Source organism: Streptomyces sp. NPDC056169, from assembly GCF_042268445.1.
Classification (GTDB): domain Bacteria; phylum Actinomycetota; class Actinomycetes; order Streptomycetales; family Streptomycetaceae; genus Streptomyces.
On record NZ_JBHJUO010000022.1, the window covers coordinates 131,485 to 157,291 of the forward strand.

General features: G+C 73.7%; 22 protein-coding genes. 13 read left to right on the top strand and 9 right to left on the bottom strand.

Annotation, left to right across the window (positions count from 1 at the left end; genetic code table 11):
- Positions 1–12: 12 nt before the first annotated feature.
- The 11 genes from ACFC0G_RS32210 to ACFC0G_RS32260 all read left to right on the top strand — a co-directional run bounded on the left by ACFC0G_RS32210 (position 13) and on the right by ACFC0G_RS32260 (position 13,139).
- Positions 13–915 carry a dihydrodipicolinate synthase family protein gene (locus ACFC0G_RS32210; RefSeq protein WP_376410218.1) on the top strand — a complete coding sequence of 301 codons (903 nt, stop codon included), beginning with the start codon at positions 13–15 and terminating at the stop codon, positions 913–915.
- Positions 912–2,633 carry an L-arabinonate dehydratase gene (araD, locus tag ACFC0G_RS32215; RefSeq protein ID WP_376410120.1) on the top strand — a complete coding sequence of 574 codons (1,722 nt, stop codon included), beginning with the start codon at positions 912–914 and terminating at the stop codon, positions 2,631–2,633. Before ACFC0G_RS32210 ends, araD begins: the two co-directional genes overlap by 4 nt.
- Before the next feature lie 147 nt (positions 2,634–2,780).
- The gene (locus tag ACFC0G_RS32220; RefSeq protein WP_376410123.1) at positions 2,781–3,719 is read left to right on the top strand and encodes a carbohydrate ABC transporter permease; all 939 of its coding nucleotides are present in this window, start codon (positions 2,781–2,783) and stop codon (positions 3,717–3,719) included.
- 14 nt (positions 3,720–3,733) lie between these two features.
- Positions 3,734–4,633, top strand: coding sequence for a carbohydrate ABC transporter permease (locus tag ACFC0G_RS32225; protein ID WP_376410221.1), 900 nt, complete (start codon positions 3,734–3,736; stop codon positions 4,631–4,633).
- 35 nt (positions 4,634–4,668) lie between these two features.
- On the top strand, positions 4,669–5,838 hold the full coding sequence (locus tag ACFC0G_RS32230) for a Gfo/Idh/MocA family protein (RefSeq protein ID WP_376410126.1): 1,170 nt from the start codon (positions 4,669–4,671) through the stop codon (positions 5,836–5,838).
- Positions 5,835–6,695: a PmoA family protein gene (locus tag ACFC0G_RS32235; protein WP_376410129.1), complete on the top strand. Its 861-nt coding sequence runs from the start codon at positions 5,835–5,837 to the stop codon at positions 6,693–6,695. The genes ACFC0G_RS32230 and ACFC0G_RS32235 overlap by 4 nt, the downstream gene beginning before the upstream one ends.
- Before the next feature lie 65 nt (positions 6,696–6,760).
- A complete protein-coding gene (locus tag ACFC0G_RS32240) occupies positions 6,761–8,317 on the top strand; it encodes a family 43 glycosylhydrolase (RefSeq protein WP_376410224.1) in 1,557 nt (518 codons plus the stop codon).
- An 81-nt stretch (positions 8,318–8,398) separates the two neighbouring features.
- The gene (locus ACFC0G_RS32245) at positions 8,399–9,739 is read left to right on the top strand and encodes an ABC transporter substrate-binding protein (protein WP_376410131.1); all 1,341 of its coding nucleotides are present in this window, start codon (positions 8,399–8,401) and stop codon (positions 9,737–9,739) included.
- A complete protein-coding gene (locus tag ACFC0G_RS32250) occupies positions 9,736–10,584 on the top strand; it encodes a rhamnogalacturonan acetylesterase (protein WP_376410134.1) in 849 nt (282 codons plus the stop codon). Before ACFC0G_RS32245 ends, ACFC0G_RS32250 begins: the two co-directional genes overlap by 4 nt.
- Positions 10,585–10,586: 2 nt before the next feature.
- Positions 10,587–11,882 carry a polysaccharide lyase family 1 protein gene (locus tag ACFC0G_RS32255; RefSeq protein WP_376410137.1) on the top strand — a complete coding sequence of 432 codons (1,296 nt, stop codon included), beginning with the start codon at positions 10,587–10,589 and terminating at the stop codon, positions 11,880–11,882.
- A 90-nt stretch (positions 11,883–11,972) separates the two neighbouring features.
- Positions 11,973–13,139 (top strand): pectinesterase family protein, encoded by a 1,167-nt coding sequence (locus tag ACFC0G_RS32260; RefSeq protein WP_376410140.1) that lies wholly within the window; start codon positions 11,973–11,975, stop codon positions 13,137–13,139.
- Between the two features lie 38 nt (positions 13,140–13,177).
- On the opposite strand, the gene ACFC0G_RS32265 is transcribed toward ACFC0G_RS32260, so the two are convergent.
- Together ACFC0G_RS32265 and ACFC0G_RS32270 are read right to left on the bottom strand one after the other, a co-directional pair.
- On the bottom strand, positions 13,178–13,885 hold the full coding sequence (locus tag ACFC0G_RS32265) for a permease prefix domain 1-containing protein (protein ID WP_376410143.1): 708 nt from the start codon (positions 13,883–13,885) through the stop codon (positions 13,178–13,180).
- Positions 13,882–14,226, bottom strand: a complete 345-nt coding sequence (locus ACFC0G_RS32270; RefSeq protein WP_376410146.1) for a PadR family transcriptional regulator — start codon at positions 14,224–14,226, stop codon at positions 13,882–13,884. The genes ACFC0G_RS32265 and ACFC0G_RS32270 overlap by 4 nt, the downstream gene beginning before the upstream one ends.
- Positions 14,227–14,348: 122 nt before the next feature.
- Between ACFC0G_RS32270 and ACFC0G_RS32275 the strand changes: the two genes are divergently transcribed.
- A complete protein-coding gene (locus ACFC0G_RS32275) occupies positions 14,349–14,843 on the top strand; it encodes a hypothetical protein (RefSeq protein WP_376410149.1) in 495 nt (164 codons plus the stop codon).
- Positions 14,844–14,878: 35 nt separating this feature from the next.
- Here the strand turns inward: ACFC0G_RS32275 and ACFC0G_RS32280 are convergent, their stop codons facing one another.
- The 4 genes from ACFC0G_RS32280 to ACFC0G_RS32295 all read right to left on the bottom strand — a co-directional run bounded on the left by ACFC0G_RS32280 (position 14,879) and on the right by ACFC0G_RS32295 (position 18,091).
- Entirely contained in the window at positions 14,879–15,493 is a 615-nt protein-coding gene (locus ACFC0G_RS32280; protein ID WP_376410152.1) for a hypothetical protein, read from the bottom strand.
- A 225-nt stretch (positions 15,494–15,718) separates the two neighbouring features.
- A complete protein-coding gene (locus tag ACFC0G_RS32285; protein ID WP_376410155.1) occupies positions 15,719–16,396 on the bottom strand; it encodes a hypothetical protein in 678 nt (225 codons plus the stop codon).
- The gene (locus ACFC0G_RS32290; protein WP_376410158.1) at positions 16,396–16,935 is read right to left on the bottom strand and encodes a SigE family RNA polymerase sigma factor; all 540 of its coding nucleotides are present in this window, start codon (positions 16,933–16,935) and stop codon (positions 16,396–16,398) included. The genes ACFC0G_RS32285 and ACFC0G_RS32290 overlap by 1 nt, the downstream gene beginning before the upstream one ends.
- Positions 16,916–18,091 carry a LacI family DNA-binding transcriptional regulator gene (locus tag ACFC0G_RS32295; RefSeq protein WP_376410161.1) on the bottom strand — a complete coding sequence of 392 codons (1,176 nt, stop codon included), beginning with the start codon at positions 18,089–18,091 and terminating at the stop codon, positions 16,916–16,918. The genes ACFC0G_RS32290 and ACFC0G_RS32295 overlap by 20 nt, the downstream gene beginning before the upstream one ends.
- Before the next feature lie 207 nt (positions 18,092–18,298).
- Here ACFC0G_RS32295 and ACFC0G_RS32300 point away from each other — a divergent pair, with 207 nt between their 5' ends.
- On the top strand, positions 18,299–21,187 hold the full coding sequence (locus ACFC0G_RS32300; protein ID WP_376410164.1) for a glycoside hydrolase family 2 TIM barrel-domain containing protein: 2,889 nt from the start codon (positions 18,299–18,301) through the stop codon (positions 21,185–21,187).
- Between the two features lie 96 nt (positions 21,188–21,283).
- On the opposite strand, the gene ACFC0G_RS32305 is transcribed toward ACFC0G_RS32300, so the two are convergent.
- From ACFC0G_RS32305 to ACFC0G_RS32315, 3 genes are all read right to left on the bottom strand, one after another.
- On the bottom strand, positions 21,284–22,333 hold the full coding sequence (locus ACFC0G_RS32305; protein WP_376410167.1) for a rhamnogalacturonan acetylesterase: 1,050 nt from the start codon (positions 22,331–22,333) through the stop codon (positions 21,284–21,286).
- A 20-nt stretch (positions 22,334–22,353) separates the two neighbouring features.
- Positions 22,354–25,086: a Tat pathway signal sequence domain protein gene (locus ACFC0G_RS32310; protein WP_376410170.1), complete on the bottom strand. Its 2,733-nt coding sequence runs from the start codon at positions 25,084–25,086 to the stop codon at positions 22,354–22,356.
- 124 nt (positions 25,087–25,210) lie between these two features.
- Positions 25,211–25,798 (bottom strand): hypothetical protein, encoded by a 588-nt coding sequence (locus ACFC0G_RS32315; protein ID WP_376410173.1) that lies wholly within the window; start codon positions 25,796–25,798, stop codon positions 25,211–25,213.
- Between the last annotated feature and the right edge of the window lie 9 nt (positions 25,799–25,807).

Genomic DNA, 25,807 nt, shown 5'->3' on the forward strand with positions numbered 1-25,807 from the left:
CACCCCGTGAGCATGGAGTTCGAGACCCTGAGGGCCGCCCTCGCCGACGTGGTGGCCATCCCCGTCACCCCGTTCGCCGAGGACGGCTCGGTCGACACCGCGGCGCACCGCGCGCTGCTGCGCCGCCTCCTCGACGGCGGCGTCCGCACCCTCACGCCGAACGGCAACACCGGCGAGTTCTACGCCCTCACCCCCGAGGAGCGCCGCTCCCTCACCGAGGCGACCGTCGAGGAGGCCGGGGACCGCGCCGTGATCCTGGTCGGCGTCGGCCACGACGTGCCGACGGCCGTCGAGGCCGCCCGGCACGCCCGCGCCGCCGGGGCCCACATGCTGATGGTCCACCAGCCCGTCCACCCGTACGTCTCCGAGAGCGGCTGGGTCGACTACCACCGGGCCATCGCCGAGGCCGTGCCGGAGCTCGGTGTCGTCCCGTACCTCCGCAACCCGCTCCTGAGCGGCGCCCGGCTCGCCGAGCTCGGCGCCGCCTGCCCGAACGTCGTCGGGGTGAAGTACGCCGTCCCGGACGCGTCCCGGTTCGCGGGCTTCGCCCGGGACGCGGGCCTCGACCGGTTCGTGTGGGTGGCGGGGCTCGCCGAGCCGTACGCCCCCTCGTACTTCGCGAGCGGCGCGACGGGCTTCACCTCCGGCCTCGTCAACGTCTCCCCCGCGCTCTCCCTGGAGATGCTGCACGCGCTGCGGGCCGGCGACTATCCGACCGCGATGAAGGTGTGGGAGCGGATCCGCCGTTTCGAGGAGCTGCGCGCGGCGAACGGCAGCGCCGACAACGTGACCGTGGTCAAGGAGGCCCTCGCCTCCCTCGGCCTGTGCCGCCGCGACATCCGCCCGCCGAGCCGCGAACTCCCCGAGAGCGAGCGGGCCGAGGTCGCCGCGATAGCCGCCGGGTGGCCGATGTGACGAGGAGACCCGAGGACCTGCGCAGTCACCAGTGGTACGGCACGGACGGGCTGCGTTCGTTCAGCCACCGGGCCAGGACCCGCCAGCTCGGCTACCTGCCGGAGGAGCACCTCGGCAAGCCGGTGATCGCGATCCTCAACACCTGGTCCGACATCAACCCGTGCCACGTCCACCTCCGCGACCGCGCGCAGGCCGTGAAGCGGGGCGTGTGGCAGGCCGGCGGCTTCCCGCTGGAGTTCCCGGTCTCCACCCTCTCGGAGACCTTCCAGAAGCCGACCCCGATGCTCTACCGCAACCTCCTCGCCCTGGAGACGGAGGAGTTGCTCCGCTCGTACCCGGTGGACGGGGCGGTGCTGATGGGCGGCTGCGACAAGACGACCCCGGCGCTGCTCATGGGCGCCGCCTCCGTCGACCTGCCGACGGTCTTCGTCCCGGCCGGTCCGATGCTGCCCGGCCACTGGCGCGGGGAGACCCTCGGCTCCGGCACGGACATGTGGAAGTACTGGGACGAGAAGCGCGCCGGGCGGATCGGCGACTGCGAGATGGCCGAGCTGGAGAGCGGTCTGGCCCGCTCCCCCGGGCACTGCATGACGATGGGGACGGCCTCCACGCTCACCGCCGCCGCGGAGACCCTGGGCGTGACCGTGCCGGGCGCCTCCTCGGTGCCGGCGGTGGACTCGGGTCACGACCGGATGGCCGCGGCCTCGGGGCTGCGGATCGTGGAGCTCGTACGGGAGGACCTGCGGCTGTCGCGGCTGCTGACCCGGGAGGCGTACGAGGACGCGGTCGCCGCCGTCCTGGCGCTCGGCGGCTCGACCAACGCGGTGATCCACCTGATCGCGATGGCCGGGCGCTCCGGGGTGAAGCTGACGCTCGACGACTTCGACCGTATCGCGCGGACCGTCCCGGTCCTCGCGAACCTGCGGCCCGGCGGCCGGTACCTCATGGAGGACTTCCACTTCGCCGGCGGGATGCCCGGGTTCCTGTCGCGGCTCACGGACGTGCTGCACCTGGACCGGCCGACGGTCTCGCACGCCACGCTGCGCGAGCAGCTCGCCGGGGCCCGCGTCCACGACGAGGACGTCATCCGCGACCGGGCGAGACCGCTGGCGGCCGAGGGCGGGGTCGCCGTGCTGCGCGGCAACCTCTGTCCGGACGGCGCGGTCGTCAAGCACATCGCGGCCGAGCCGCGGCTGCTCAAGCACACGGGTCCCGCGGTCGTCTTCGACGACTACCGGACCATGCAGCGGACGATCGACGACCCGGCGCTCGGCATCACCGCCGACCACGTCCTCGTGCTGCGCGGAGCGGGCCCCAAGGGCGGGCCGGGCATGCCGGAGTACGGGATGCTGCCGATCCCCGCGTACCTCCTGGAGCAGGGGGTGAAGGACATGGTCCGGATCTCCGACGCCCGGATGAGCGGGACGAGTTACGGGGCGTGCGTGCTGCACGTGGCGCCCGAGTCCCATGTCGGCGGACCCCTTGCCCTCGTCCGTACGGGCGATACGATCACCCTCGACGTCGCGGCGCGCTCCCTCCATCTGCACGTCACGGACGAGGAGCTGGACCGCCGCAGGGCCGCGTGGACACCACCGCCGGCCCGGTACGAGCGCGGCTACGGCGCGCTCTACATGGAGCAGATCTCCCAGGCCGACACCGGCTGCGACTTCGCGTTCCTGGCCAGGCCGGGAACCACCCCCGATCCGTACGCGGGCTGACCCCGCCACCCGAGGCACCACCCGAGCCCCGCCCCTGAGCGCGACCCCGCGCCCGCCCCGAGCCCGTCCGAGAACCGACCCCGCCCCACCTGTCCGAAATCTCGAACGTCGTTCGCGAAGCGCTTCACCGAGAACGGAGCCGCCGTCATGGCCTCAGCTGTGACCTCACCGCCCCAGGCCGACACGGCACGGAGGCGCCGCCGCACGGGATCGGCCCCCCGCCGACTGCCGTATCTCCTGATCGCCCCCGCCGGACTGCTGATGCTGGGCTTCATCGCCTACCCGGTGCTCAGCGTCTTCTACTACAGCCTCCAGCACTACAACCCCACCAAGCCCTGGCGGAACGGCTTCGCGGGCCTGGAGAACTTCACCCGGATCCTCACCGACGACCCGCACTTCTGGGGGACGCTGACCTTCAGCGCGAAGTGGGTCGTGGTCGAGGTCACCCTCCAGCTGCTCTTCGGCCTCGCCCTCGCCCTGATCGTCAACCAGACGTTCGTGGGCCGCGCCCTGGGCCGGGCCCTCGTCTTCTCGCCGTGGGCCGTCTCGGGCGTGCTCACCTCCGCGATCTGGGTGCTGCTCTACAACTCCCAGACCGGCATCACGCGTTACCTGGCGGACCTGGGCATCGGCGAGTACGGCACGTCCCTGCTCTCCGACACCTCGACCGTCTTCCCCGCGGCGATCGTCGCCGACCTCTGGCGCGGGGTGCCCTTCTTCGCCATCCTCATCCTGGCCGACCTCCAGTCCGTACCGAAGGACCTGTACGAGGCGGCCGAGGTCGACGGGGCGGGCCGGATCCGCCAGTTCCTGCACATCACGCTGCCCCACATCCGGGACGCGATCGTGCTGTCCACGCTGCTGCGCGCGGTGTGGGAGTTCAACAACGTCGACCTGCTCTACACCCTGACCGGCGGCGGCCCCGCGGGCGAGACGACCACCCTCCCGCTGTACATCGCCCACACCAGCGTCGACGCCCACAACTTCGGATACGCCTCCGCCCTCACCACGGTGGCGTTCGTGATCCTTCTCTTCTGCTCGATGGTCTATCTGCGCCTGAGCAAGTTCGGAGGCGACGGCAAGTGACAGCCGAGTCCACCCTGACCGCCGTCCCCGCCCCGGGGGCCGCGCAGGCACCACCGCCCCCCGACCGGACCCCGCCGGCCGCCGGCCGCAAGCGCCGGCCGGCCTGGGACGAGGTCCCCCGCTGGCAGATCTATCTGCCCCTCGGGATCTACCTCGTCTTCACCCTCGTCCCGTTCTACTGGATCCTCCTGTTCGCGGTGCGGCCGGCCGGATCCACCTCGCTCCTGCCGTGGCCGATGACCACCGACCACTTCGAGAAGGTGTGGACGGACCGCAGCTTCGGCGTCTTCTTCCAGAACAGCCTGCTCATCGGCGTCGCGGTGCTCGTCATGACCACCGTCGTCGCGCTGGCCGGCGGCTACGCGCTCGCCCGCTTCGACTTCCGGATCAAGAAGGGCTTCATGCTGGCCCTGCTCTGCTCGCAGTTCGTGCCCGGCGCCCTGCTGCTCGTGCCGCTCTTCCAGATCTTCGCCGAGCTCCGGATGATCAACTCCCTCGGCTCGGTCGTCATCGCCGAGACCGTCTTCCAGCTCCCGCTGTCGATGATCCTCATCAGCGGCTTCATCAGGAACGTGCCGTACTCCCTGGAGGAGGCCGCCTGGGTCGACGGCTGCAACCGCTTCCACGCCTTCCGGATCGTCGTCCTGCCGCTGCTGCGGCCCGGCCTGGTCGCCGTCGGCTCCTTCGCCTTCGTCCACGCCTGGAACCACTTCCTGTTCGCCCTGATGTTCCTCAGCAGCCAGGACAAGCAGACGATCCCCGTCGGCCTCAACACCCTCATGGGCGCCGACAGCGTCGACCTCGGCGCGCTCGCGGCGGGCGGCGTCATCGCCGCCGTCCCCGTCGTCATCGTCTTCGCCTTCATCCAGAAGTGGCTGGTCACCGGCTTCAGCGCCGGGGCGGTGAAGGGATGAGCGGCAACTCGACGAGTAAGGCACACAAGGAAGTCATGAACACCGCACCCACCCGCACCCCGCTGCCGGTCGTCCTCGCCGGCGCCCGCGGCCACGGCCGCAGCCACCTCCTCAACATCCGCCGCCTCGAAGAGCGCGGACTCGTCCGGCTCGCCGGGGTCTGCGAACTGCGCCCGCTCGACGCGGCCGAGCTCGACGGCATCGGAGACCCGGCGCAGTCCGCCGACTTCGAGGCGCTCCTCGCCGCCACCGGCGCCCGGATCGCCGTCCTCAGCACCCCCATCCAGACCCACACCGACATGACCCTCACAGCCGCCCGGCACGGGGCGCACATCCTCCTGGAGAAGCCACCCGCACCGTCGTTCGCGGAGTTCCGCAGGATGGCCGACGGCGTCGCCGAGGCCGGGGTGGCCTGTCAGATCGGCTTCCAGTCGCTCGGCTCGCACGCCGTCCCCGCGATCCGCCGGATGGTCGAGGAGGGCGCGATCGGCGAACTCCTCGGGGTCGGCGCCGCCGGAGCCTGGGTCCGCGACGAGGCCTACTTCCGGCGCGCGCCCTGGGCCGGCCACCGGCGGCTCGGCGGCGTCGACGTCGTCGACGGGGCGCTCACCAACCCCCTCGCGCACGCCGTCGCCACCGCGCTCGCCCTCTCCGGCTCCCCCCGCGCCGAGGACGTCGAGCACATCGAGACCGAACTGCTCCACGCCCACGCCATCGAGTCCGACGACACGTCCTGCGTCCGGGTCATGACCGCGGCCGGCACCCCGGTGACGGTGGCGGCGACGCTCTGCGCCGAGAAGTCCTCGGAGCCGTACGTCGTCGTCCACGGCAGCCAGGGCCGCATCACCTTCTGGTACCGGCAGGACCGGGTCCTCGTGCAGCGGGCCGGGCACGGACCCGACGAGACCGAGTACGGGCGGACCGACCTCCTGGAGAACCTCGTCGCCCATGTGACGGACGGCGAGCCGCTGTGGGTGCCCCCGGCGGCGACCGGCGCCTTCATGCGGGTCGTCGAGGCGGTCCGTACGGCCCCGGATCCGCTGGAGGTGCCCGCCGCGCACTGGCGCACCGAGCCCGGCGAGAGCGCGCCGCGCCGGGTCGTCGACGGGATCGACGCCCTGGTCGACGCGAGCGCCGACGAGCTGCGGCTCTTCTCCGAACTCGGCGCCGTCTGGGCGCCGTCGACCCGGGCGGAGGCCCGATGACCGCCGAGCCGCCCACCCTCCTGCGCTGCGCGGGCCGCACCGTCGCCCGCTACACGACCCGGCCCGCGCTGGCCGCCGACCACGCGCCCCGGCCGTATCTGCACCCCGTGACCACCCTCGGCGGGCGGGTGGTGACCGAGACCGTGCCCGAGGACCACCCGCACCACCTGGGCGCGGGGGTCGCCGTCGCCGACGTCGCGGGCCACAACTTCTGGGGCGGGCGCACCTTCGTCCGCGACCGCGGTTCGGTCGAGCTCGACAACCACGGTGTGCAGCGGCACGACGGGTTCAAGCTGTGCGACCCGGACGGCTTCGTCGAGGAGCTGTCCTGGTGGGCGGGGGGCGAGCGGCTCCTGCGCGAGCACCGGACCGTGGCGGCCACCGCCCTCACGGACTCCGCCTGGGCCCTCGACCTCACCTTCTCCCTCGCCAACGTGTCGGGGCGGGACCTGTCGATCGGCAGCCCCGCGACGAACGGCCGGCCGGGCGCGGCGTACGGCGGGTTCTTCTGGCGCGCGCCCCGCGCGCCCGAGGAGACCTCCGCGCCCGCGGTCTTCGGGGCGGCCCCGGACGCCGACGGCGAGTTGGCGGTGCACGGCGCCCGCTCGGACTGGGTGGCCCTCGCGGGCGAGGGCTGGACCCTGGTCTTCGCCGGGGCGACGGAGACGACCCGCCGCGACCCGTGGTTCGTGCGGGCCGCCGAGTACCCGGGCGTGGGGTCGTCCCTCGCCCACGACGGCCGGCTGCCGGTGCCCGCCGGGGAGACGTGCGTACGGCGGGTGGTGACCGTCGTCGCCGAAGGCCGGCTCGACCGGGCCGGCGCCGCGGCCCTGGTCCGCAAGGCGGTGGCGTCGTGAGCGGAGCCCGTACGGCGGCCCCGTCGGCGGCCACGTCGGCAGCCCCGCCGGCCGCCACCGGCGACCTGGGCGACGGTACGTACCGCAATCCGGTCCTCGCGGCCGACTGGTCGGACCCGGACGTCGTCCGGGTCGGCGAGGACTACTACCTGACGGCGTCCAGCTTCGGCCGCGCCCCCGGGCTTCCGCTGCTCCACTCCCGGGACCTCGTCAACTGGACGATCGTGGGCCACGCCCTGGAGCGGCTCGAACCGGCCGCCGCGTTCACCGCGCCCCGGCACGACCGCGGGGTCTGGGCGCCGTCGCTGCGCCACCACGACGGACGGTTCTGGATCTTCTGGGGCGACCCCGATCACGGGATCTTCCAGGTCAACGCCCCTTCGGTGCGCGGACCGTGGACCGTCCCGCACCTGGTGAAGTCCGGGCTCGGCCTGATCGACGCCTGCCCTCTCTGGGACGAGGAGTCCGGGGAGGCGTACCTCGTGCACGGCTGGGCCAGGTCCCGCGCCGGGTTCAACAACCGGCTCACCGGGCACCGGATGAGCCCCGACGGCGCGAAGGTCCTCGACGAGGGCCGGGTCCTCGTGGACGCCGACCTGATCCCGGGCTGGTTCACCCTGGAGGGCCCGAAGCTGTACCGGCACGACGGCTGGTTCTGGATCCTCGCCCCGGCCGGGGGCGTGGCCACCGGCTGGCAGGGCGCCTTCCGGTCACGGTCGTTCCACGGCCCGTACGAGGAGCGGACCGTGCTCGCGCAGGGCGACACCGACGTCAACGGCCCCCACCAGGGCGGCTGGGTGCGCACCCAGCGCGGCGAGGACTGGTTCCTGCACTTCCAGCAGTCGGGCGCGCACGGCCGGCTCGTCCACCTCCAGCCGATGCGCTGGGGCCCGGACGGCTGGCCGGTGCTGGGCGACGGCGGCGCGCCCGTCCGCGTCCACCGCAAGCCGGACCTGCCGGAGCAGCCGCGCTCACGGCCGGCGGTCGACGACACCTTCCCCGGCGGGCGGTTCGGCCGCCAGTGGCAGTGGACCGCCAACCCGGACGAGGGCTGGGCGACCCAGCACGCGGGCGACGGTCTGCGCCTCGGCTGTGTCCGTACGGACCGGCTCGACGATCTGCGGAGCGTGCCGCACGTCCTCACCCAGCGGCTGCCGGCCGGGGCGTGCACGGTCGAGGTCGGGCTGCGTCTCGACGGCGAGGCGGCGGGGGCCCGCGCGGGGGTCGTGGTCCTCGGCGACGCGTACGCCTGGATCGGCCTGGAACGGGCCCCGGACGGCACGGTCCTGCTGACCCACCGCTTCGCCCCCGCCCAGGCCGACCGGGAACGGGACGCGGCGCACTCCCGGCCGGTGGCCGGAGACCGGGTCCTGCTGCGGATCGAGATCACGGCGGACGCGCGCTGCCGCTTCTCGTACGCCTCCGAAGACACCTCCGAAGACGCCTCCGAGCACGCCTCCGAAGGCGGCGACGGCCCCGGAGTCCCGGTCCCGCTCGGCCCGGAGTTCGCCGCCACCCCCTGGCGCTGGGTCGGCGCGCTGCTCGGCCTGTTCGCGGGCGCGCCGGAGGGCAAGGGGCACGCCGGGACGGCCGTGTTCTCCGCTTTCCGCGTCACCGCCTGAGTACCCCTCGCTCCCCCTGACCTCCCCCACATCCCCAGCACATCCCCATCCCCGCAAGACCCCGAGAGAAGAGAGCCGACGATGACCATCTTCCCCGGCGGACGGCGCAGAGCCGCCCTCGCCCTCGCCCTGACCGGAGTCCTCGCCCTGACCGCCACCGCCTGCGGTGACGACGGCAGCGGCGCGGGCGGCGACAAGGGTACGGAGGGATCGGGCAAGGGCAAGATCACCTTCTGGGACAACAACGGCGGCGTCCGCACCGATGTCTGGAAGGAGATCATCGCGGACTTCGAGAAGGCGAACCCGGACATCGACGTCGAGTACGTCGGGGTGGCCTCCAAGGAGGTGCAGTCCAAGTACGACACCGCCATCCAGGGCGGCGGCCTGCCGGACGTCGGCGGCGTCGGCGCGGCCATGCTCGCCGGGATCGCCGCGCAGAACGCCCTGGAGCCGCTGGACGCCCGGGTCGAGGACAGCGCGCTCCAGGGCAAGCTGAACACGGGCATGGTCGACAGCGTCAAGGCCGCCGGCGGCCAGGACAAGCTGTTCACGGTCCCGACCTCCGCCAGCAACGGCGTCCTCTACTACCGCACCGACCTGTTCAAGGCGGCCGGCCTCGCCGAGCCCGCCACCTGGTCGGCGTTCTACGCGGCGGCCGAGAAGCTCACCGCGAAGGACAAGAACCGTTTCGGCTACACGATCCGCGGCGGCGCGGGCTCCATCGCCCAGGCCCTGGACGCGATGTACGGCCAGAGCGGCATCACCGACTTCTGGAACGGCGACAAGACCACCGTCAACGACCCGAAGAACGTCGCGGCCCTGGAGAAGTACGCCGGCCTGTTCAAGAAGAACACCCCGGCCGCCGACGTCAACAACGACTTCACCAAGATGGTCGCCCAGTGGGACAGCGGCGAGATCGGCATGCTGAACCACAACCTGGGCTCGTACCAGGACCACGTGAAGGCGCTCGGCACGGAGAAGTTCCGGGGCATCCCGAACCCCACCCTTGACGACGGCACCCGGGTGCAGGTCTCCAACCCGGTCGACGGCCTCGGGCTGTTCTCCTCAAGCAAGAACAAGGCCGCCGCCTGGAAGTTCATCGAGTTCGCGGCCTCCCACGCGTCCAACAGCAAGTGGAACAAGTCGGCCGGCGCCATCCCCGCCAACACGGAGGCCGCGAAGGACCCGTGGATCCAGGAGGCCGAACCGACCAAGCTCGCCGCCGACGTCCTCTTCAGCGGCAAGGCCACGATCGTGCAGCTGCCCTACTACCTGCCCGACTGGAACACGATCTCCAAGGCCGACAACGAGGCCGCCTTCCAGAAGGTCCTCCTCGGCAAGGCCACGGCCAAGGAGTTCCTCGACACCCTCGCCGAGCAACTGAACGCGGCCCAGGCCGAGTGGAAGCAGCAGAACAAGTGAGCGTCGGCCGCCGCGCGGTGGTCACGGCCGGGGCGGGCCTCGCGCTCGCCCTGGCCGGGACGCCCGCCCTGGCAGGGGCGCCCTCCGCCCGTTCCCAAGGACTTCCTTCCCCAGGACACCCTCCCCAAGGACACCCCCGTATGCGCACCGTCTTCCTCGCGGGCGACTCCACGGCCGCCCAGAAGTACGCCGACGCCGCACCCGAGACCGGCTGGGGCATGGCGCTCCCCTTCTTCCTGCACCAGGGCCTGACCGTCGCCAACCACGCGGTCAACGGACGCAGCACCAAGAGCTTCCTCGACGAGGGCAGGCTCGACGCGATCCTCGCGGCGATCCGCCCCGGCGACCTGCTCCTCGTCCAGTTCGGCCACAACGACGAGAAGACCACCGATCCCACCCGCTACACCGAACCGTGGACCACCTACCAGGACAACCTGCGGGTCTTCGTCGAGGGCGCGCGGTCCCGGGGCGCCCTCCCGGTGCTCGCCACCTCCGTCGAGCGGCGGAAGTTCGCCGCCGACGGCACCGCCCTGCGCACCCACGGCGCCTACCCGGCGGCGATGCGGGAGACCGCCCTGGAGGCGGACGTCCCGCTCCTCGACATCGAGGCGCTGTCCCTGGCCCTGTGGCAGAAGCTCGGCCCCGAGGCCACGAAGACGTACTTCAACTGGACCGCGTCCGAGCAGGACAACACCCACTTCAACCCGCCCGGCGCGATCGAGGTGGCCCGTCTCGTCGCCGCCGAACTGCTCCGCACGCACGTCCTCGCGCCGCGCGAGACGCGCCGCCTGGACGACGAGATCCCGACCGACCGGATCACCTGGCCCGTTTCCGAGGAGAGCTGACCGTGAACCGACGCAAGCAGCTGGGAGTGGTGGCCGCGACCGCCCTCGCCCTGGCGGTCACCGCGCCCGCCGCCGGTGCCCACACCGGCCACCGCCCGGCCGCCGACCCGGCCAGGGCGACCCTGCCGGCCGGCGACGGCTGGGCGGCCGAGGGCACCGGCACCACCGGCGGGTCCGCCGCCGACGCCACCCGGGTCGTCACCGTCACCACCTGGGCGGAGTTCCGGGCCGCGCTCGAAGCGCCCGGCGCCGGGCCCCGCATCGTCAAGGTGGTGGGGACGCTCGACGCGACGGCCGACGGCTGCGCCGCCTTCGAGGCCCCCGGCTACGACTTCGCCCGCTACCTCGCCGACTACGACCCGGCGGTCTGGGGGTACGAGAACGAGGTCAGCGGCCCCCAGGAGGAGCTGCGGGCCGCCTCCGCCAGGGCGCAGGGCGAGGCGATCAAGGTGAAGGTGCCGGCCGACACCACGATCATCGGCGTCGGCCGGCACGCGGGGATCACCGGCGGCAGCCTCCAGGTGCAGGGCGTGGACAACGTCATCGTCCGGAACCTCACCCTGGAGAGCCCGCTCGACTGCTTCCCCCAGTGGGACCCGACGGACGGCGCGACCGGGGCGTGGAACTCCGAGTACGACAGCCTCGTCGTGTACGGCTCCACCCACGTCTGGATCGACCACAACACCTTCACCGACGGGGCCCACCCGGACAGTTCGCTGCCCTCGTACTACGGGGAGGTCTACCAGCAGCACGACGGCGAGCTGGACGTCGTGCGCGGCGCCGACCTCGTCACGGCCTCCTGGAACGTCTTCACCGACCACGACAAGACCCTGATGATCGGCAACAGCGACAGCGCGGGCGCCACCGACCGGGGCAGGCTGCGCGTCACCCTCCACCACAACCTCTTCGACAAGGTCGTGGAGCGGGCGCCCCGGGTGCGCTTCGGACAGGTCGACGCGTACAACAACCACTTCGTGGTGGCGGGTCCTTCGTACGTGTACAGCCTGGGCATCGGTCAGGAGTCCCAGCTCGTCGCCGAGAAGAACGCGTTCACGCTCGCCGCGGACGTCCCCGCCGGGCAGATCCTGAAGAAGTGGAAGGACGCGCCCGTCACGACCTCGGGCAACCACGTCAACGGCCGCCCGGTCGACCTTCTCGCCGTCCACAACGAGCAGTACCCCGCGGAAGCGCTGCGCGGGGACGCGGGCTGGACGCCGGTGCTGCGCACCCGCGTCGACCACCCGAAGGCCGTCCCGGCCCTGGTCGACCACCACGCGGGCGCCGGCCGCCTGCGCTGAGCCTTCTCGGCAGGGGGCCGGGGGGGCACTCCCCCCGGCCCCCCTTTCCCTCCCTCCCTCCCACCCACCCACCAGCGAAGGAGCACCCGCATGCCCTCGCACCACCCCGGAGCCGATGCGATCGGCCGCCGTACCCTCCTCACCGCCGGTGCCGGCGCGGCCCTCGCCCTGGCCCTGCCGGCCGGAACGGCGAAGGCGTCGTCGCCGAACCGTCCCTTCGGACGCTTCGGTTCGCCCGCCGCCCGGCTCACCGAGCGGACGCTGTACGTGCACCCCGGCGGGCTCGGCGACCACACCACGGTCCAGGCCGCCGTCACCGCCGCGAACGGCACCGGCTGGACGCTGGTGCTCGCCGCCGGGACGTACCGGGAGACGGTCACGGTGAGCTCCGCCCGTACCGAGATGACGTGGATCGGCGCGAGCGGGGACGCCCGGGACGTCGTCGTGGTGTACGCCAACGCGGCCGGGACGCCCCGCCCCGAGGGCGGCACCTACGGCACGAGCGGTTCGGCGACGACCACCGTGCAGGCGGACGGCTTCACCGCGCAGGGGGTCACCTTCGCCAATGACTTCCTCCGTACCGACCTCCCGGGGAACCCCGGCACGCAGGCCGTGGCGCTCAAGGTGCAGGGGGACCGCTCGGCGTTCTTCCACTGCCGATTCCTCGGCCACCAGGACACGCTGTACGCGGACTCGATGTCCCTGTCGGCCTTCGCCCGGCAGTACTTCGCGCACTGTTACGTGGAGGGTGACGTCGACTTCGTCTTCGGCCGGGCCACGGCGGTCTTCGCGCACTGCCACTTCCGCACGCTGGCCCGCACCGATCTGCCGGGCGCCCCGTACGGCTTCGTCTTCGCCCCGTCGACGGCGGGCGCCGGCCCGTACGGCTTCCTGGCCTCCCGCTGCCGGATCACCAGCGAGGCACCCGACGGCTTCTACAAGCTGGCCAGGCCCTGGGTCCCGAGCTCGGACCCGACCGCCCGCCCGTCGCTCGTGGTCCGGGAGAGCGTCCTCGGCCCCGGGATCGACGCCGTCGCCCCGTACGCGAACATGCGCGACGCCTACCCGTGGCAGGCCCAGCGCTTCGCGGAGTACCGCAACACCGGTCCGGGCGCCACGATCACCGTCCCGGAGAACCGCCCCCAACTGACGGCGGCCGGGGCCGCGTCCGCGACGCCGGAGGCGTACCTGGGCGACTGGACCCCCGAGCCGGTCGGACCGGCAGGTCGAGGCAGTCGATCGCGGTGGCGGGGCTGAGGAGCGGGTCGAGCGCCGGGTCGGCGGCGAGGGGAGCGTCAGCCGAGCCGTGGCGTCCGGGACACCGGCAGGCGGGCGCAGCGGCGGCAGGCGCGGGCCGAGGTGGCCACGACGGCGTGCGAGGCGGCGGCGAGGGCTCCGGCGAAGGCGAGCAGCGGCCAGTTCGTGGCGAGGGCCGAGGCGACGGCGAGCGCGAGGGTCGTGACGGCCAGGGCGATGCCGGCGGTGGTCCCGGTCCAGGCGACGACGAGCGGCAGCCGGGGCGGGGTGGGCAGCCGGCGGGCGAGGGTGCCGGTGACGGCGAGGGTCGCGGCGGCGAGCAGCGCGGCCGCGATCGCCACTCCGGCCAGGTGGGTGGCGAGGAGCTGTGCGGTACGGGGGATCAGCGCGGCCTCGTCGTGGTCGGGAGTCCCGGCCAGGTACCAGCAGGCGATGAGGAAGGGGGCGGTGAGCGCGACGGCCCGGGCGGTGTGCCGGGCCTGGGCGAGGGTCAGCTCCCGCTGGCAGCTCGGCACGAGCTCCTCGACGGTCCCGAACTCCCGCACCGCCGCGCGGATCGCGTCCGGATACGAGCCGCCCGGCTCGGCCCGGGCGTCCGCCGTGTCGGCGAGCCCGCCGCTGATCTCCTCGACCAGCCGGGCCTTGGCGCGGGCCGGTCCGTGCAGAGCGGCGGACAGTTCGGCGGCGTACGCCTCAAGGGGGTCGGTGCCGGGGGCGGTGCCGGGCTCGGTGTCGGGGGCGGTCACGTGGCGAGCCCGGGCGGCGGCGTGGTCGGGTTGAGGACCGAGCCGATCGCGGCGGTGAACTCGCTCCACGCCGTCCGCTCGCCCGCCAGGGTCTGCCGGCCCGCGTCGGTGAGCTCGTAGCAGCGCCGGCGCCGTTCGCCGGAGGACTGCCAGCTGCTGCTCAGGAGGCCGAGCCGCTCCAGGCGCTGGAGCGCCGGATAGATCGTGCCCGTCCGCAGTTCGAGCACGCCCCCGCTGCGCTGCTGGACCGCGGCGATGATCGCGTACCCGTGCAGCGGGCCCTGTTCGAGCACCGCGAGCAGCAGTCCGTCCAGGTGCCCTCGTACCGCATCCGCCTTCATAGGTAGGCAGCCTACCCAAAGGATCGGTAGGCAGTGTATGTATGGGTGACCAACATATTGGCAGCCAACCTATCGGCGGCCAGTTCGTCGAGCTCCCGAGCTCCCGTGCGGAGGCATGCGCTGTGACCGAATTCCTGTTGTCCGTCCACGTCCTGGTGGCGATCGTCACGGTCGGGTCGATCACCGTGGCCGCCTCGGCGTTCCCGCGCTACGCGCTGAAGGCCCTCGGCGGCGGCGAGGAACGGGAAGGGGGGTCCGCGGGGAGTTCCGAGGGGACCGGGACGGCCGTCTTCCTCCACCGCGTCTGCACCGGGTACGCCGTCGCCGGTGTCGTCGTCCCGGTCTTCGGGGTGGCGACCGGCGCCCAGCTCGGCGTCCTGACCGATGCCTGGCTGATCGTGTCGATCGTCCTGACCGTGATCGCCGCGGCCCTCCTCGGGCTCGTCGTCCTGCCCGGCCAGCGGCGCCTGCTCGCCCTGACCGAGGGCGCGTCCACGGAGGAGGAGGCGCGCCCCGTCGCGACCCGACTGGCCATGCTCACCGGGATCTTCAACCTCGTCTGGGCGGTCGTCGTCGTCCTGATGATCGTCCGCCCCGGTTCCACGACGGGCGCGTGACTCCCTGACAGGGCGCAGGCTCCCGGACCGGGGCGTCACCCGCGAGCCCGCAGCCGCCGCTTCCCGTACGCGACGGTGACCACGGCGAGCAGCGGCCCCCACAGGACGAGCGGGGCGTAGCAGACGTAGTAGAAGGCGGACTCCCAGCCGCCGGCCTGGCCCGGGAAGTCGGCGGACAGGGCGTCGCCGCGGATCGTGGTGCCCATGACCTCGGTGACGAAGCTGAGAACGGTCCACAGGAGCGTGAGGGCCGTGGCGCCGAGGGCGGCCGGGACGAGCACCGCCGCCGGAGGGATGCGGCGGCCCCGCAGGAGCGGGATCCAGCCCGGGACCACCTCGCCCCAGCGGGCGATCAGCCCGATCGCGGTGAACGCGACCGCCTCGGAGAGGACGGAGAGGAGGACGACGTACAGCCTCTCGCCGATCCCGATCCCGGCGTCGAAGGCCGCGGGGAGCCGCCAGATGCTGGAGGGCAGGACGGTGAACGGCACGGCGTAGGCGAGGAGTCGGGTCCGCCGGGACACCCCGGGCACGGGCACGTGGGCGGCCCGCCAGGCGGCGCGGACCCGGCCGGGGCGAGGCGGGGCGTGGAGGTCGGCGGGCGTTGCCTCGGCGAGCGTGGCTTCGGTGTGCTGGATGCGCTGCTGCATGCGCGGTCCTCGGTTCCGGTGGGCCGCCGTGCGGCCCGCTCGCTCTCGACGATCGCGGACGGCGAGGGCCGGGGAATCACGCTCCGGACCGAGCCCGCTCCCCCGCACGGCCGAGACGGCGCTACGACGCGAGGCGCAGCAACGGCGGCCCCGGTCACCCGGCCCGTCACGTCGCGGGGGTCGCCGTCACGTCGCGAGGGTCGCAGCTACCTCGCGGGGTCGCCGCTACCTCGCGGGGGCCGTCGCTCCGAAGCCGCCCCGCAGGGTGGAGCGGCCGCCGTCGCCGCCCGTGAGGACGACGGTGTACGTGTCGGCCGAGGCGTCCCGTACCCCCTCGGCGTGGTTGTACTGGACCGCGAAGACATGGCGGCCCGGCGGGACCGTACGGCCCGGCTTGAGGGTCCACCGGTAGAGCAGGGCCCCCGGTTCCTCGGTGACCGTGACGGTGAAGTCCTCGGCGGGGCGCGTGCGCCAGTGGCCCGTGCTCACGACGCCGGCCGTGCGGGCGACCCGCACGTCGACGACCAGGCCCGCCACCGGCGTCCGCGTCGTGACCGTGAGATCGCCCTGCGCCCACCAGCGGTTGCTGCCGGGATCGAGGGTGCCCGTCGCCTCGGCGACCGGCCCCGGCGCGGGCGGCTGCGACGCGGGCGCGGCCGGCCCCCGGTCCAGCGTGGTCACGGCGAGCCCGCCGACGCCGACCACCCCGGCGACGGCCACCGCCACGGCCGCGGCCACAGTCCACCGCCTGCCGGTCCACGGGGCGGTCGCGCGGGCGCGCAGGGACGCCTGCTGCGGCGGGGCGGCGAGGCCGCGTTCCACCCGGGCGAGCATGCGGGCGCGGTCGGGCCGGTGGGCCAGCCCGGCCTCCCGCAGCTCGCGGCGCAGCTGTGCCTCGTCCATCAGTGCCTCCCCGCGACGAGTTCGGTGACGGCCCGCTCGCCCAGGAGGCGCTGGAGCTCCGCCATCCCCTTGGCGGTCTGGCTCTTGACCGTACCGACCGAGATCCCCAGGGCGAGCGCGGTGTCGCGTTCGGAGAGGTCGAAGGCGTGCCGCAGCACGACACAGGCGCGCTTGCGGAAGGGGAGGGCGCGCAGCGCCGTCCGTACGTCGAGGACGGCCGGCACGTCGGGGTCCTCGACGTGGTCCGGGCGCCGGTCCCAGAACGCGGCGATGCGGCGCCGCTCGCGCACGGTGCCCCGGATCCGGGTGCGGACGAGGTTGGCGACGACGCCCCGGGCGTAGGCGGCGGGGTGGTCGGCGGCGCGGACCCGGTCCCAGCGGTGCCACAGGGCGAGCATGGCATCGGCCGCGAGGTCGTCGGCGGCGTCGGTCTCGCCGGTCAGCAGGTGCGCGAGGCGGGCGAGTTCGGCGTAGTGGCGCGCGAAGAAGGCCCGGAACTCCGTCGCGCTGTCGTCGGGGTCAGCGTCCACCGTGACCACGGCGGCCCTCGGTGGCCGGGATCGGCGAGGGGGCCGGGGCCGCGGCGCCCGCCGCCCGTCCCGTGCTCGCGCGCTCGGTCAGCCGGGGCGCGATGAGTTCCGTACCGCGCGCGGCCTCTCCCGCGAGGCGGGCGACGAGCCGCTCCACGGCGCGCCGCCCCATGTCCTGGGCGGGTACGGAGACGGCCGTGAGCGGTACGGAGGCGTGGACCGCGACCTGGTCGGGGCAGATGGCGACGACGGAGACGTCCTCGGGGACCGCGCGGCCCTGGTGGCGCAGGAGCGCGAGCAGCGGTTCGACGGCGGCCTCGTTCTGGACGACGAGGGCCGTGGTGCCGGGGCGCTCCTCGAAGACGCGGGTGACGGCGGCGGCGACGGCCGCGTAGGTGCCGTCGACCGGCCGGTGGAGCAGGCCGACGCCGTGCGCGTCGGCGGCGGCGCGGAGGCCGGTGAGCGTGCGGGCGGCGAAGCCGGTGCCCCGCGCGTAGACGGCGGGCGGCTCGCCGAGGACGGCGATCCCGGTGTGGCCGAGGCCCGCGAGGTGGTCGACGCAGCGCGCTCCGGCAGCCTCGAAGTCGAGATCGACGCAGTCGAGGTCGACTGCGAGCCCGGCCGGGTCGGCGGCGATGTCGGTGGGGGCAGCGGTATCGACAGACGCGGCCGTCCCGGCCATCCCGGCCGTCTCGACGGTCCCGGTGGTCCCGGCCGTCTCGGTCGGCAGTCCGATGAGGACGGCGGGCCGTTCGGCCTCCCGGAGGCAGGGCAGCCGCGGGTCGTCGAGTTCGACGTCCATGACGATCATGCCGTCGGCGATGGCGCTGCCCTCGACGCGGCGGACGGCCTCGGGGCCCTCCTCGCCGGTGAGCAGCAGCACGTCGTAGCCGTGGGCGCGGGCGGTGGTGGTGACGGCCATCGCGATCTCCATCATCACCGGCATGTAGAGCCCGGTGCGGAGCGGCATCATCAGGGCGAGGATGTCGGTCCGGCTGCTGGCGAGCGCGCGGGCGCCGGCGTGCGGGCGGTAGCCGAGGGCGTCGATGCTGTGCTGGATCCGCTCGCGCGTGGGGGCGGATATGGAGCGCTTGCCGCTGAGCACGTAGCTGACGGTGCTGGCCGACACCCCGGCGTGGCGGGCGACGTCGGCGAGGGTGACCACGTGCGCGCTCCTCGGCAATCTCGACAGGTACCCCGACCCTAAGCGGCCGCTCGACGGGCTGTCCAGACGCGTCTCGAAGAGTCCAAGGGTCGGATGGCCGCCCGGGGTTGTGCGCGGACCTCCCGCGCGATGGGATGAACTCCGGACAGAGAGCGCTTTCCGCATCACGGATCTCCCCTTCCTCTCCCTCACTCCGTCAGGAGGACCATGTCCGCCCTGCCCTGGTACGAAGACCTCTCCCCCGGCCGCGGCACGCTGCCGCCCCGCGCCTGGTACGCCGGCTCCGACGCCGCCGCCCTCTCCCTGAACGGTTCCTGGGGCTTCCGCCTCTCCCCCACCGCCGACGCCGAGGGCGACTCCTTCGCCGCCCCGGACTTCGACGCGAGCGCCTGGGGCGCGCTCACGGTCCCGGGCCACTGGGTGCTCCAGGGCAAGGAGCGGGAGTACGGCGGTCCCGCCTACACCAACGTCCAGTACCCCTTCCCCGTCGACCCGCCCCGCGTCCCCACCGAGAACCCGACCGGCGACCATCTGCGCCGCTTCGACCTGCCCGCCGACTGGCCGGCGGACGGCGGGGCCGTCCTCCGCCTCGACGGGGTCGAGTCCTGCGCCCGGGTCTGGCTCAACGGCACGGAGCTCGGCGACTTCAAGGGTTCGCGGCTGGCCCACGAGTTCGCCGTCGGGCACCTCCTGAAGGCACGGGACAACGTCCTCGCGCTCCGCGTCCACCAGTGGTCCTCCGGCTCCTACCTGGAAGACCAGGACCAGTGGTGGCTGCCGGGCGTCTTCCGTGACGTGACCCTGCTGCACCGGCCGGAGGGCTCCCCCGGCGACTTCTTCACGCACGCCTCGTACGACCACACCACCGCCACCGGCACCCTGCGCGTCGACTGCGACGTGCCCGGCCGGGTCACCGTGCCCGAGCTCGGCCTCGACCTCGCCACCGGCGCGTCGGCGACGCTGCCGGTCGAGCCGTGGAGCGCCGAGACGCCCCGGCTGTACGAGGGCGAGCTCACGGCCGGCGGCGAGCGGATCCCGCTGCGGATCGGCTTCCGCACCGTCGCCGTGGAGAACGGCGTCATGACGGTGAACGGCCGCCGGATCCTCTTCCGCGGCGTGAACCGCCACGAGTTCCACCCGGAGCACGGCCGCAGCCTGGACCTCGCGACCATGCGCGAGGACGTGGAGCTGATGAAACGGCACAACATCAACGCCGTCCGCACCTCCCACTACCCGCCGCACCCCGCCTTCCTCGACCTGTGCGACACGTACGGCCTGTGGGTCGTCGACGAGGGCGACCTGGAGACCCACGGCTTCGAGGACCTGCACTGGCGGGGCAACCCGGTCGACGACGAGCGCTGGACCCCGGCCCTGCTCGACCGGGCGGCCCGGCTCGTCGAGCGGGACAAGAACCACCCCTCGGTGGTCGTCTGGTCGCTGGGCAACGAATGCGGCACCGGCTCCGGTCTGACCGCGATGGCGCGGTGGATCCGCGACCGCGACCCGTCCCGGCTCGTCCACTACGAGGGCGACCGGTCCTGCGCGGACACCGACGTCTACTCGCGGATGTACCCGCCGCACGCGGAGGTCGACGCGATCGGCCGCAGGGCCGACGGCGGACCCGAGGAGAGGAGCCGGCTCCCCTTCGTCCTCTGCGAGTACGGGCACGCCATGGGCAACGGGCCGGGCGGCCTCTCCGAGTACCAGCGGCTCTTCGAGACGTACGAGCGCTGCCAGGGCGGCTTCGTCTGGGAGTGGATCGACCACGGCCTCGTCCACCCGGTGTACGGCCACGGCTACGGCGGCGACTTCGGGGAGGAGGTGCACGACGGCAACTTCGTCTGCGACGGGCTGCTCTTCCCGGACCGGACGCCGTCGCCGGGGCTCCTGGAGTACAAGAAGGTGATCGAGCCGGTCCGGATCGCGCCCGGCGGTCCGGGCGCGGTCCTGGTGGGCAACGGCCACGATGTCGTCGATCTCGCGCATCTCGTCTTCACCTGGTCCTTCCTGGCCGACGGCGAGACCCTCGCCACCGGTCCGCTCGACGTGCCGCCGCTCGCCGCCGGAGCGAGCGCACGGGTGGCCCTGCCCGCACCGCCCGCGCATCCGGCGGGGGCCGAAACCCTGTGGACGGTACGGGCGTTGATCGCGGACGACACGGCCTGGGCGCCCGCCGGGCACGAGATCGCCTGGGGACAGATCCCGGTCTCCGCGCCGGCGCCCGCGCCCCGGAAGGCGACCGGCGCGCGGCCCGTCCGCACGGCCGACCGGATCGCCCTCGGCCCCGGGGTCTTCGACTCCCGCACCGGCGCACCGCTCGCCATCGGCGCCCTCCCCGTCACCGGTCCGCGCCTCGACGTCTGGCGGGCGCCGACGGACAACGACGAGGGCGCGCCCTGGCAGCCCGACGAACGCCACGGGCCGCTCTGGCGCGAGCTGGGCCTGCACCGGATGCGCCACCGCCTCGACGACATCGCCCTGACCGAGGACTCCTTGACCGTACGGACCCGGGTGGCGCCCGCCGCCCGGGACCTCGGTCTGCGCGCCACGTACCGGTGGACCTCGGACGGCACCGCGCTGCGACTCGGCGTCGAGGTCGAACCCGAGGGCGAGTGGCGGGTGCCGCTGCCCCGGCTCGGGGTCCGGCTCGGCCTGCCGACCGCCCTGGACCGGGCCGCCTGGTACGGCGCCGGTCCCGGCGAGGCGTACCCCGACACCCGGGCCGCCGCGCGGCTCGGCCGCTGGGAGGCCGCGGTGGACGCGCTCCGGACCCCGTACCTGCGACCGCAGGAGAACGGGGCCCGGATCGACACCCGGTGGCTGGTCCTGACGGACTCCGCCGGGGACGGACCGGGTGTACGGGTGGAGGGCGACCCGGCGTTCTCGTTCACGGCCCGCCCGTGGACCACCGAGCAGCTGGACGCCGCCGCCCACCGCACCGATCTGGTGCCGGGGGACACGCTCTGGCTGCACCTGGACCACGCCCAGCACGGCATCGGCTCCCAGTCCTGCGGACCGGGTGTGCTGCCCGCGTACCGGCTGGACGCGGCCCCGGCCGCGTTCGCCCTCACCTTCACCCCGGTGGACGTCGCCTGACGTCAGCTGACGCCAGGCGACGTCATGTGGCCTCGCATGGCCTCGCCCGGCCTCGCCCGGCCTCGCCCGGCCTCGCATGGCCTCGCATGGCCTCGCTCAGCGGAGCAGCCGGTCCGGGACGATGTCCCGGGCCCGCAGCTCCTGGGCGACGAGGGCCGCGTACTCCGTGGCCCCGCGGACCGAGGTGTGGGTGTTGTCCCGCTTCTCGGTGGTCAGGTAGAGCGCCTTGGAGGCCTCGGGCCCCAGCTGTTCGACCCGCGCCTTGGTGAGGGCGGTGAGGTCGATCAGCGGGGTCCCGAGGGTGACCGCGAGGGCGCGGATCTCCGCCGGGTGGTCCACGCCGAGGCCGTTGACGAGCAGGGCCGTGCCGTTGTCCAGGGTGCCGTCGGCGTTGAACCAGCGGCGCACGATCGGGGTGACCAGGACGGGTTCGCCGCCCCGGGCCCGTACGCGCTCGACCAGGCTCGCCAGGTTGGCGCGGTAGGTGGCCGCGTCCGTCTGCTTGTCGTTGTGGGCCAGCTGGACCAGGACGGGATCGCCGGGGCGGATCGCCGCCTCGACCGCGTCGAAGAGCGCCGGGTTCGCCAGGAAGGTGACGGTGCTCTCGCCGGAGTCGGCGTGGTTGGCGACCGCGATCCCGCGCGCGAGGTGGACGGGAAGCCGCTGCCCCCAGCCGGTGTACGGGTCTCCCGGCTGGTCGCAGACGGTGGAGTCGCCCACGAGGAAGAGGCGCCGGGCGGCGGGGGCGGGGGTGACCCGGAGCGCGGTGACGCGCGGGGCCGCCCCGCCGAGGACCAGGTCGAGGCCGGGGCTGCCGGCGGGCCCGGTGGGTTCGCCCTCCGGGTCGCGTACGTCCACGGTGAACGAGCGCCGGACGCGCTGTCCGGCCCCGGTGGCGGTCTCGGCGAGCAGCGCCCGCCTGGTCTCGCCTATGACGGCGGTGGACCCGGCCTCGTCACCGCCGAGGGTGACGGTGACGTCGTACGTGCCGGGGGCGACGTCGAAGTGGCAGGCGAGCCCGCCGCCGGCGGTGGCGGAGCAGTGGTCGAGGCCCTGGCCGTACGGTCCGTCGGCGTGGGCGGCGGGGGCCGCGGCGAGCGACCCGAGGAGGGTCGCGGCGGCGGCGAGGAGTGCGGTCCTGCGCATGGTCCTGTTCCTCTCGGTTCTCACTCGGGGAGGTGGTCGCCGACCAGGGCGAGGTTCTGGATGGCGGCCAGTCCGTACAGGGCGGTGGTGTTGGTGCTGATCCACAGGTGCTCGTAGCCGGGTTCGAGGGCGGCGGCGCCCTGGACGGGCGTCTTGTCCCAGACCATGGCCGCCGTGTAGCCGTCGCTCTTGTCGAACCTGGCCCAGGCGCGCTGGGCGAGCGCGGTGTCGTTCAACTGGGCGGCCGCGTAGGCGTCCTGGCGCGAGTGGCCCTGGAAGAGGAGGAGGGTGCCGAAGTTCTTGCCGTAGCGGGCGGCCTGTTCCGTCTTGGAGGCGTTGAAGTAGCGGCAGTAGTCGAGCCAGGCCGCCTTGAACTGCGGCATGTCGACGAGGTCGATGAGCTCGGCGCACATCTCGACCAGGCCGAACATGGCGGAGAGGTGGGAGACGCCGACGACGGGTTCGGCCGCGACGGCGAAACGGCCGGTGTCGAGGTCGTAGAGGCCGGTGCCCTGGACGAAGCCGTTCGGCTGGGCCGCGATGGTCTCCATGGTGGAGCGCAGCCGGGCCTCGGCCTTGGCGGCCTTGGGGCCGCCGCGCTCCCACTCGGTGAGCCAGGCGGCGGCGAGGCCGCTCCAGTCGGTGCCGAAGCCGATGGAGAGGGCGTGGCGGTCGGGGGTGTAGGGCTCGGTGCGGATCTTGCGGATGGGGTCGAGGACGAGGAAGGTCTCGTCGGAGTCGACGAGGTCGTGCATGAGGTCGCCGACGCGTTCGTCGGCGGTGAGGAAGTAGTAGGGACGCCGGTACACGGCGGTGGAGATCCGCTGCTGCTTCGCGCTGTCGGCGAAGTGCTGGACGCCGTGGCGGGTGCCGAGGCCGGCCCACTTTCCGAGGTGGTAGACGTCGACCTCGCCGGTGTGGCGGGTCATGGCCTCGGCGAAGCGGAAGACGTCGGCGCGGCCGGAGCGCAGGTAGGCGTACCAGAGCCACAGGTCGGGCGAGAGCTCGGAGTTGTCCCAGGCGTAGCCGCCGATGTCGTACCGCCACTGGTGACGGTCCTCGTCGTAGGTGTGCATGATGTCGCCGTAGTCCCAGAAGCCGTACCAACGGCGCTGCTCCGCCTGGTCCTTGTAGTAGGTGAAGAGGTAGTCGAGGTGGTCCTCGATCTTCGCCTTGGCGGGGGTGGAGCGGTCGACGGGCGAGAAGAGTCCGCCGAACACCCGGGCGCGGACGAGGTCTTCGGGGCCGACGGCGAGCTGTGGCGGGGTGCGGACGACGGCGGCCTGGGCGACGAGGGTGTCGGCGGCCGGGGTGGCGGCGTTGGCCCAGAACATCAGCTCGCTGGTGCGGGCGATGCCGTAGGGGGTGCCGAAGCCGGGTTCGTGGTCCTCGTAGGTGATGTTGAGGCCTTCGAGCTGCTCGGGGAAGGTGTCCTGGCCCATGCCGTCGTGGTAGAAGCGCAGGTCCATGGGCTGTGCCTCGGGCGACCAGAGCCAGAGGGTGACCTCGGCCTCGTCGCCGGCGGCGTTCCGGACGTCGAGCTGGGCGGGGTGCTTCTGCCAGAAGTCCCGTAGCCCGAAGGAGAGTCCGCCGCTGACGCCGCCGACGTAGCCGAAGCCGTTCGCGCGGCGGCCGCCGCCGGCCGGGATCCAGCCGTGGCCGGGCTTGGTGCGCTTGCGGAGGGCGAAGCCGTCGGCAGAGAGCTGGGAGAGGGTGTAGTCGCCCCAGGTCGGGACGTACTGCAGGCGGGTGGTGACGCGCTGGTCCCAGGTGGCGGGGTCGGGCAGCTTCTCGCCCTTGACCTGGGCCGTGCGGACGGCGGCGCCGGGGTCGCGGCGCAGGCCGGTGATGCCCTGGACGGCCTCGGTGAGGAAGCCGGCGCCCTCGCCGGCGATCCGGACGTGCCGGTCGTAGGCGGCGTCGCGCATCGGGACGGTGAAGCGGACGCCGAGGCCGCGGATGAAGTCCTTGTTCTGGTCGCCGTCGTAGGTGATGGTGTGGACCATGCGGAAGGACTCGGAGCCCGCGTAGAAGTAGAGGCGCACGGAGAACGGCAGCCAACTGCGGCTTCCCTTGCGGTGCTTGCCGTCGATGCGGACCACGGCGCGGACGGGGCCGCGCTGTTCGACGGTGGCGGCGGAGATCTCGCCGTCGAACCGCTCCCACTTGGCGTTGCCGTGGTCGCCGTCGTCGAGGTCGCTCTGCCGGAGCAGGACGAGCCGGCCGTCGGTGGCGACCTTCACTCCGTCGCGGGTGACGGATTCGACGAGCTTCCCGCCGTCCTTCGCGATCACGGCGCGGACGGTGCCGGTGTCGACGGTGATCCGGCGGCCGGTCTCGGTGACGGAGACGGTACTGGCGGCGGTGGCGGGGGTTCCGGGGGCGAGGGTGAAGCGCTCGGCCCCGGCGGCTTCGGGTCCGACGGCGTGCGCGGTCCACTTGAGGGAGCCGTCGGGCCAGCGGGCGGTGGTCCAGGTCTGTACGGGCACGTGCGCGCCGTCGGCGGTGGTGAGGGCGAAGGCCTGGTCGGCGGGGTGGACGCCCTGGGGCCAGGCGGCGCCGAAGGTGGATCCGGCGGCGGCCCCGAGCCCGCCGGGCTCCAGCCAGGTGACGGCGGAGGGCCGGTCGGCCGCCGGGGTCTCGGCGGGTGCGACGGCCTGGGCGTCCCCGCGGCCGAGGACCCAGCTGAACTGTGCGGCGGCTCCGGCGACGGCGGCGGCCTTGAGGAGGGAGCGGCGAGGTATCGCGGACATCGGAATCCCTTCGTGCGCATGGCGGAGAGCGCTGTCGCGGCGGAGTGCGGGGACAGCGGAGGAAGAGGAGGCAGAGGCAGGGGGGAAGAGGGCGGGGGAAGAGGGCGGGGTACGCCCCCGGTGGCTACGCGGTCGCCGGGGCCGTGGCCCGGCGCTCGACCGCCAGCGCCGCGGCGACCACGATGCCGAGCGCGGGGATCGCGAGCGGGGCCGAGAACCAGGCGGAGGCCGCGATCACGGCGAAACCGCAGACGACGAGCAGGGATCCTGCCGGGTCCCGCAGGGTCCGGCGGCCCGCCGGGGCGAGAAGCTCCCGCCAGCGGGCGCCCGGGCGCCAGGCCGCGCAGGCCCGCAGCAGGGTGACGGCGAGCCCGAGGGCCACCAGGACCCCGACCGCGCCGACGAACCGGGCGCCGGGCAGCAGCCCCGCCCGTACGACGGCGAGGTCGGCCCACAGCAGGGCGAGGGTCGCCCAGACGGCGAGCCCCACGAGCCAGCCCCGGCGGACGGCGGCACGCAGATCGGCGGCGAAGAACCGCAGGCCGGCCTCCTCGTCGTCCGTCCAGCGCCGCAGGTGGGCCGCGCCCGCCGCGAGCGCCGCCGGCAGGGTGACGAGCGGGAGCCCGGCGACGGCGATCCACACCCCCACGAGGAGGCACTCCGCGAAGACCCCGAAGCGGGCCAGGAAACGGGCCCGGGTGCGTGTTCTCATCTCGCCGGC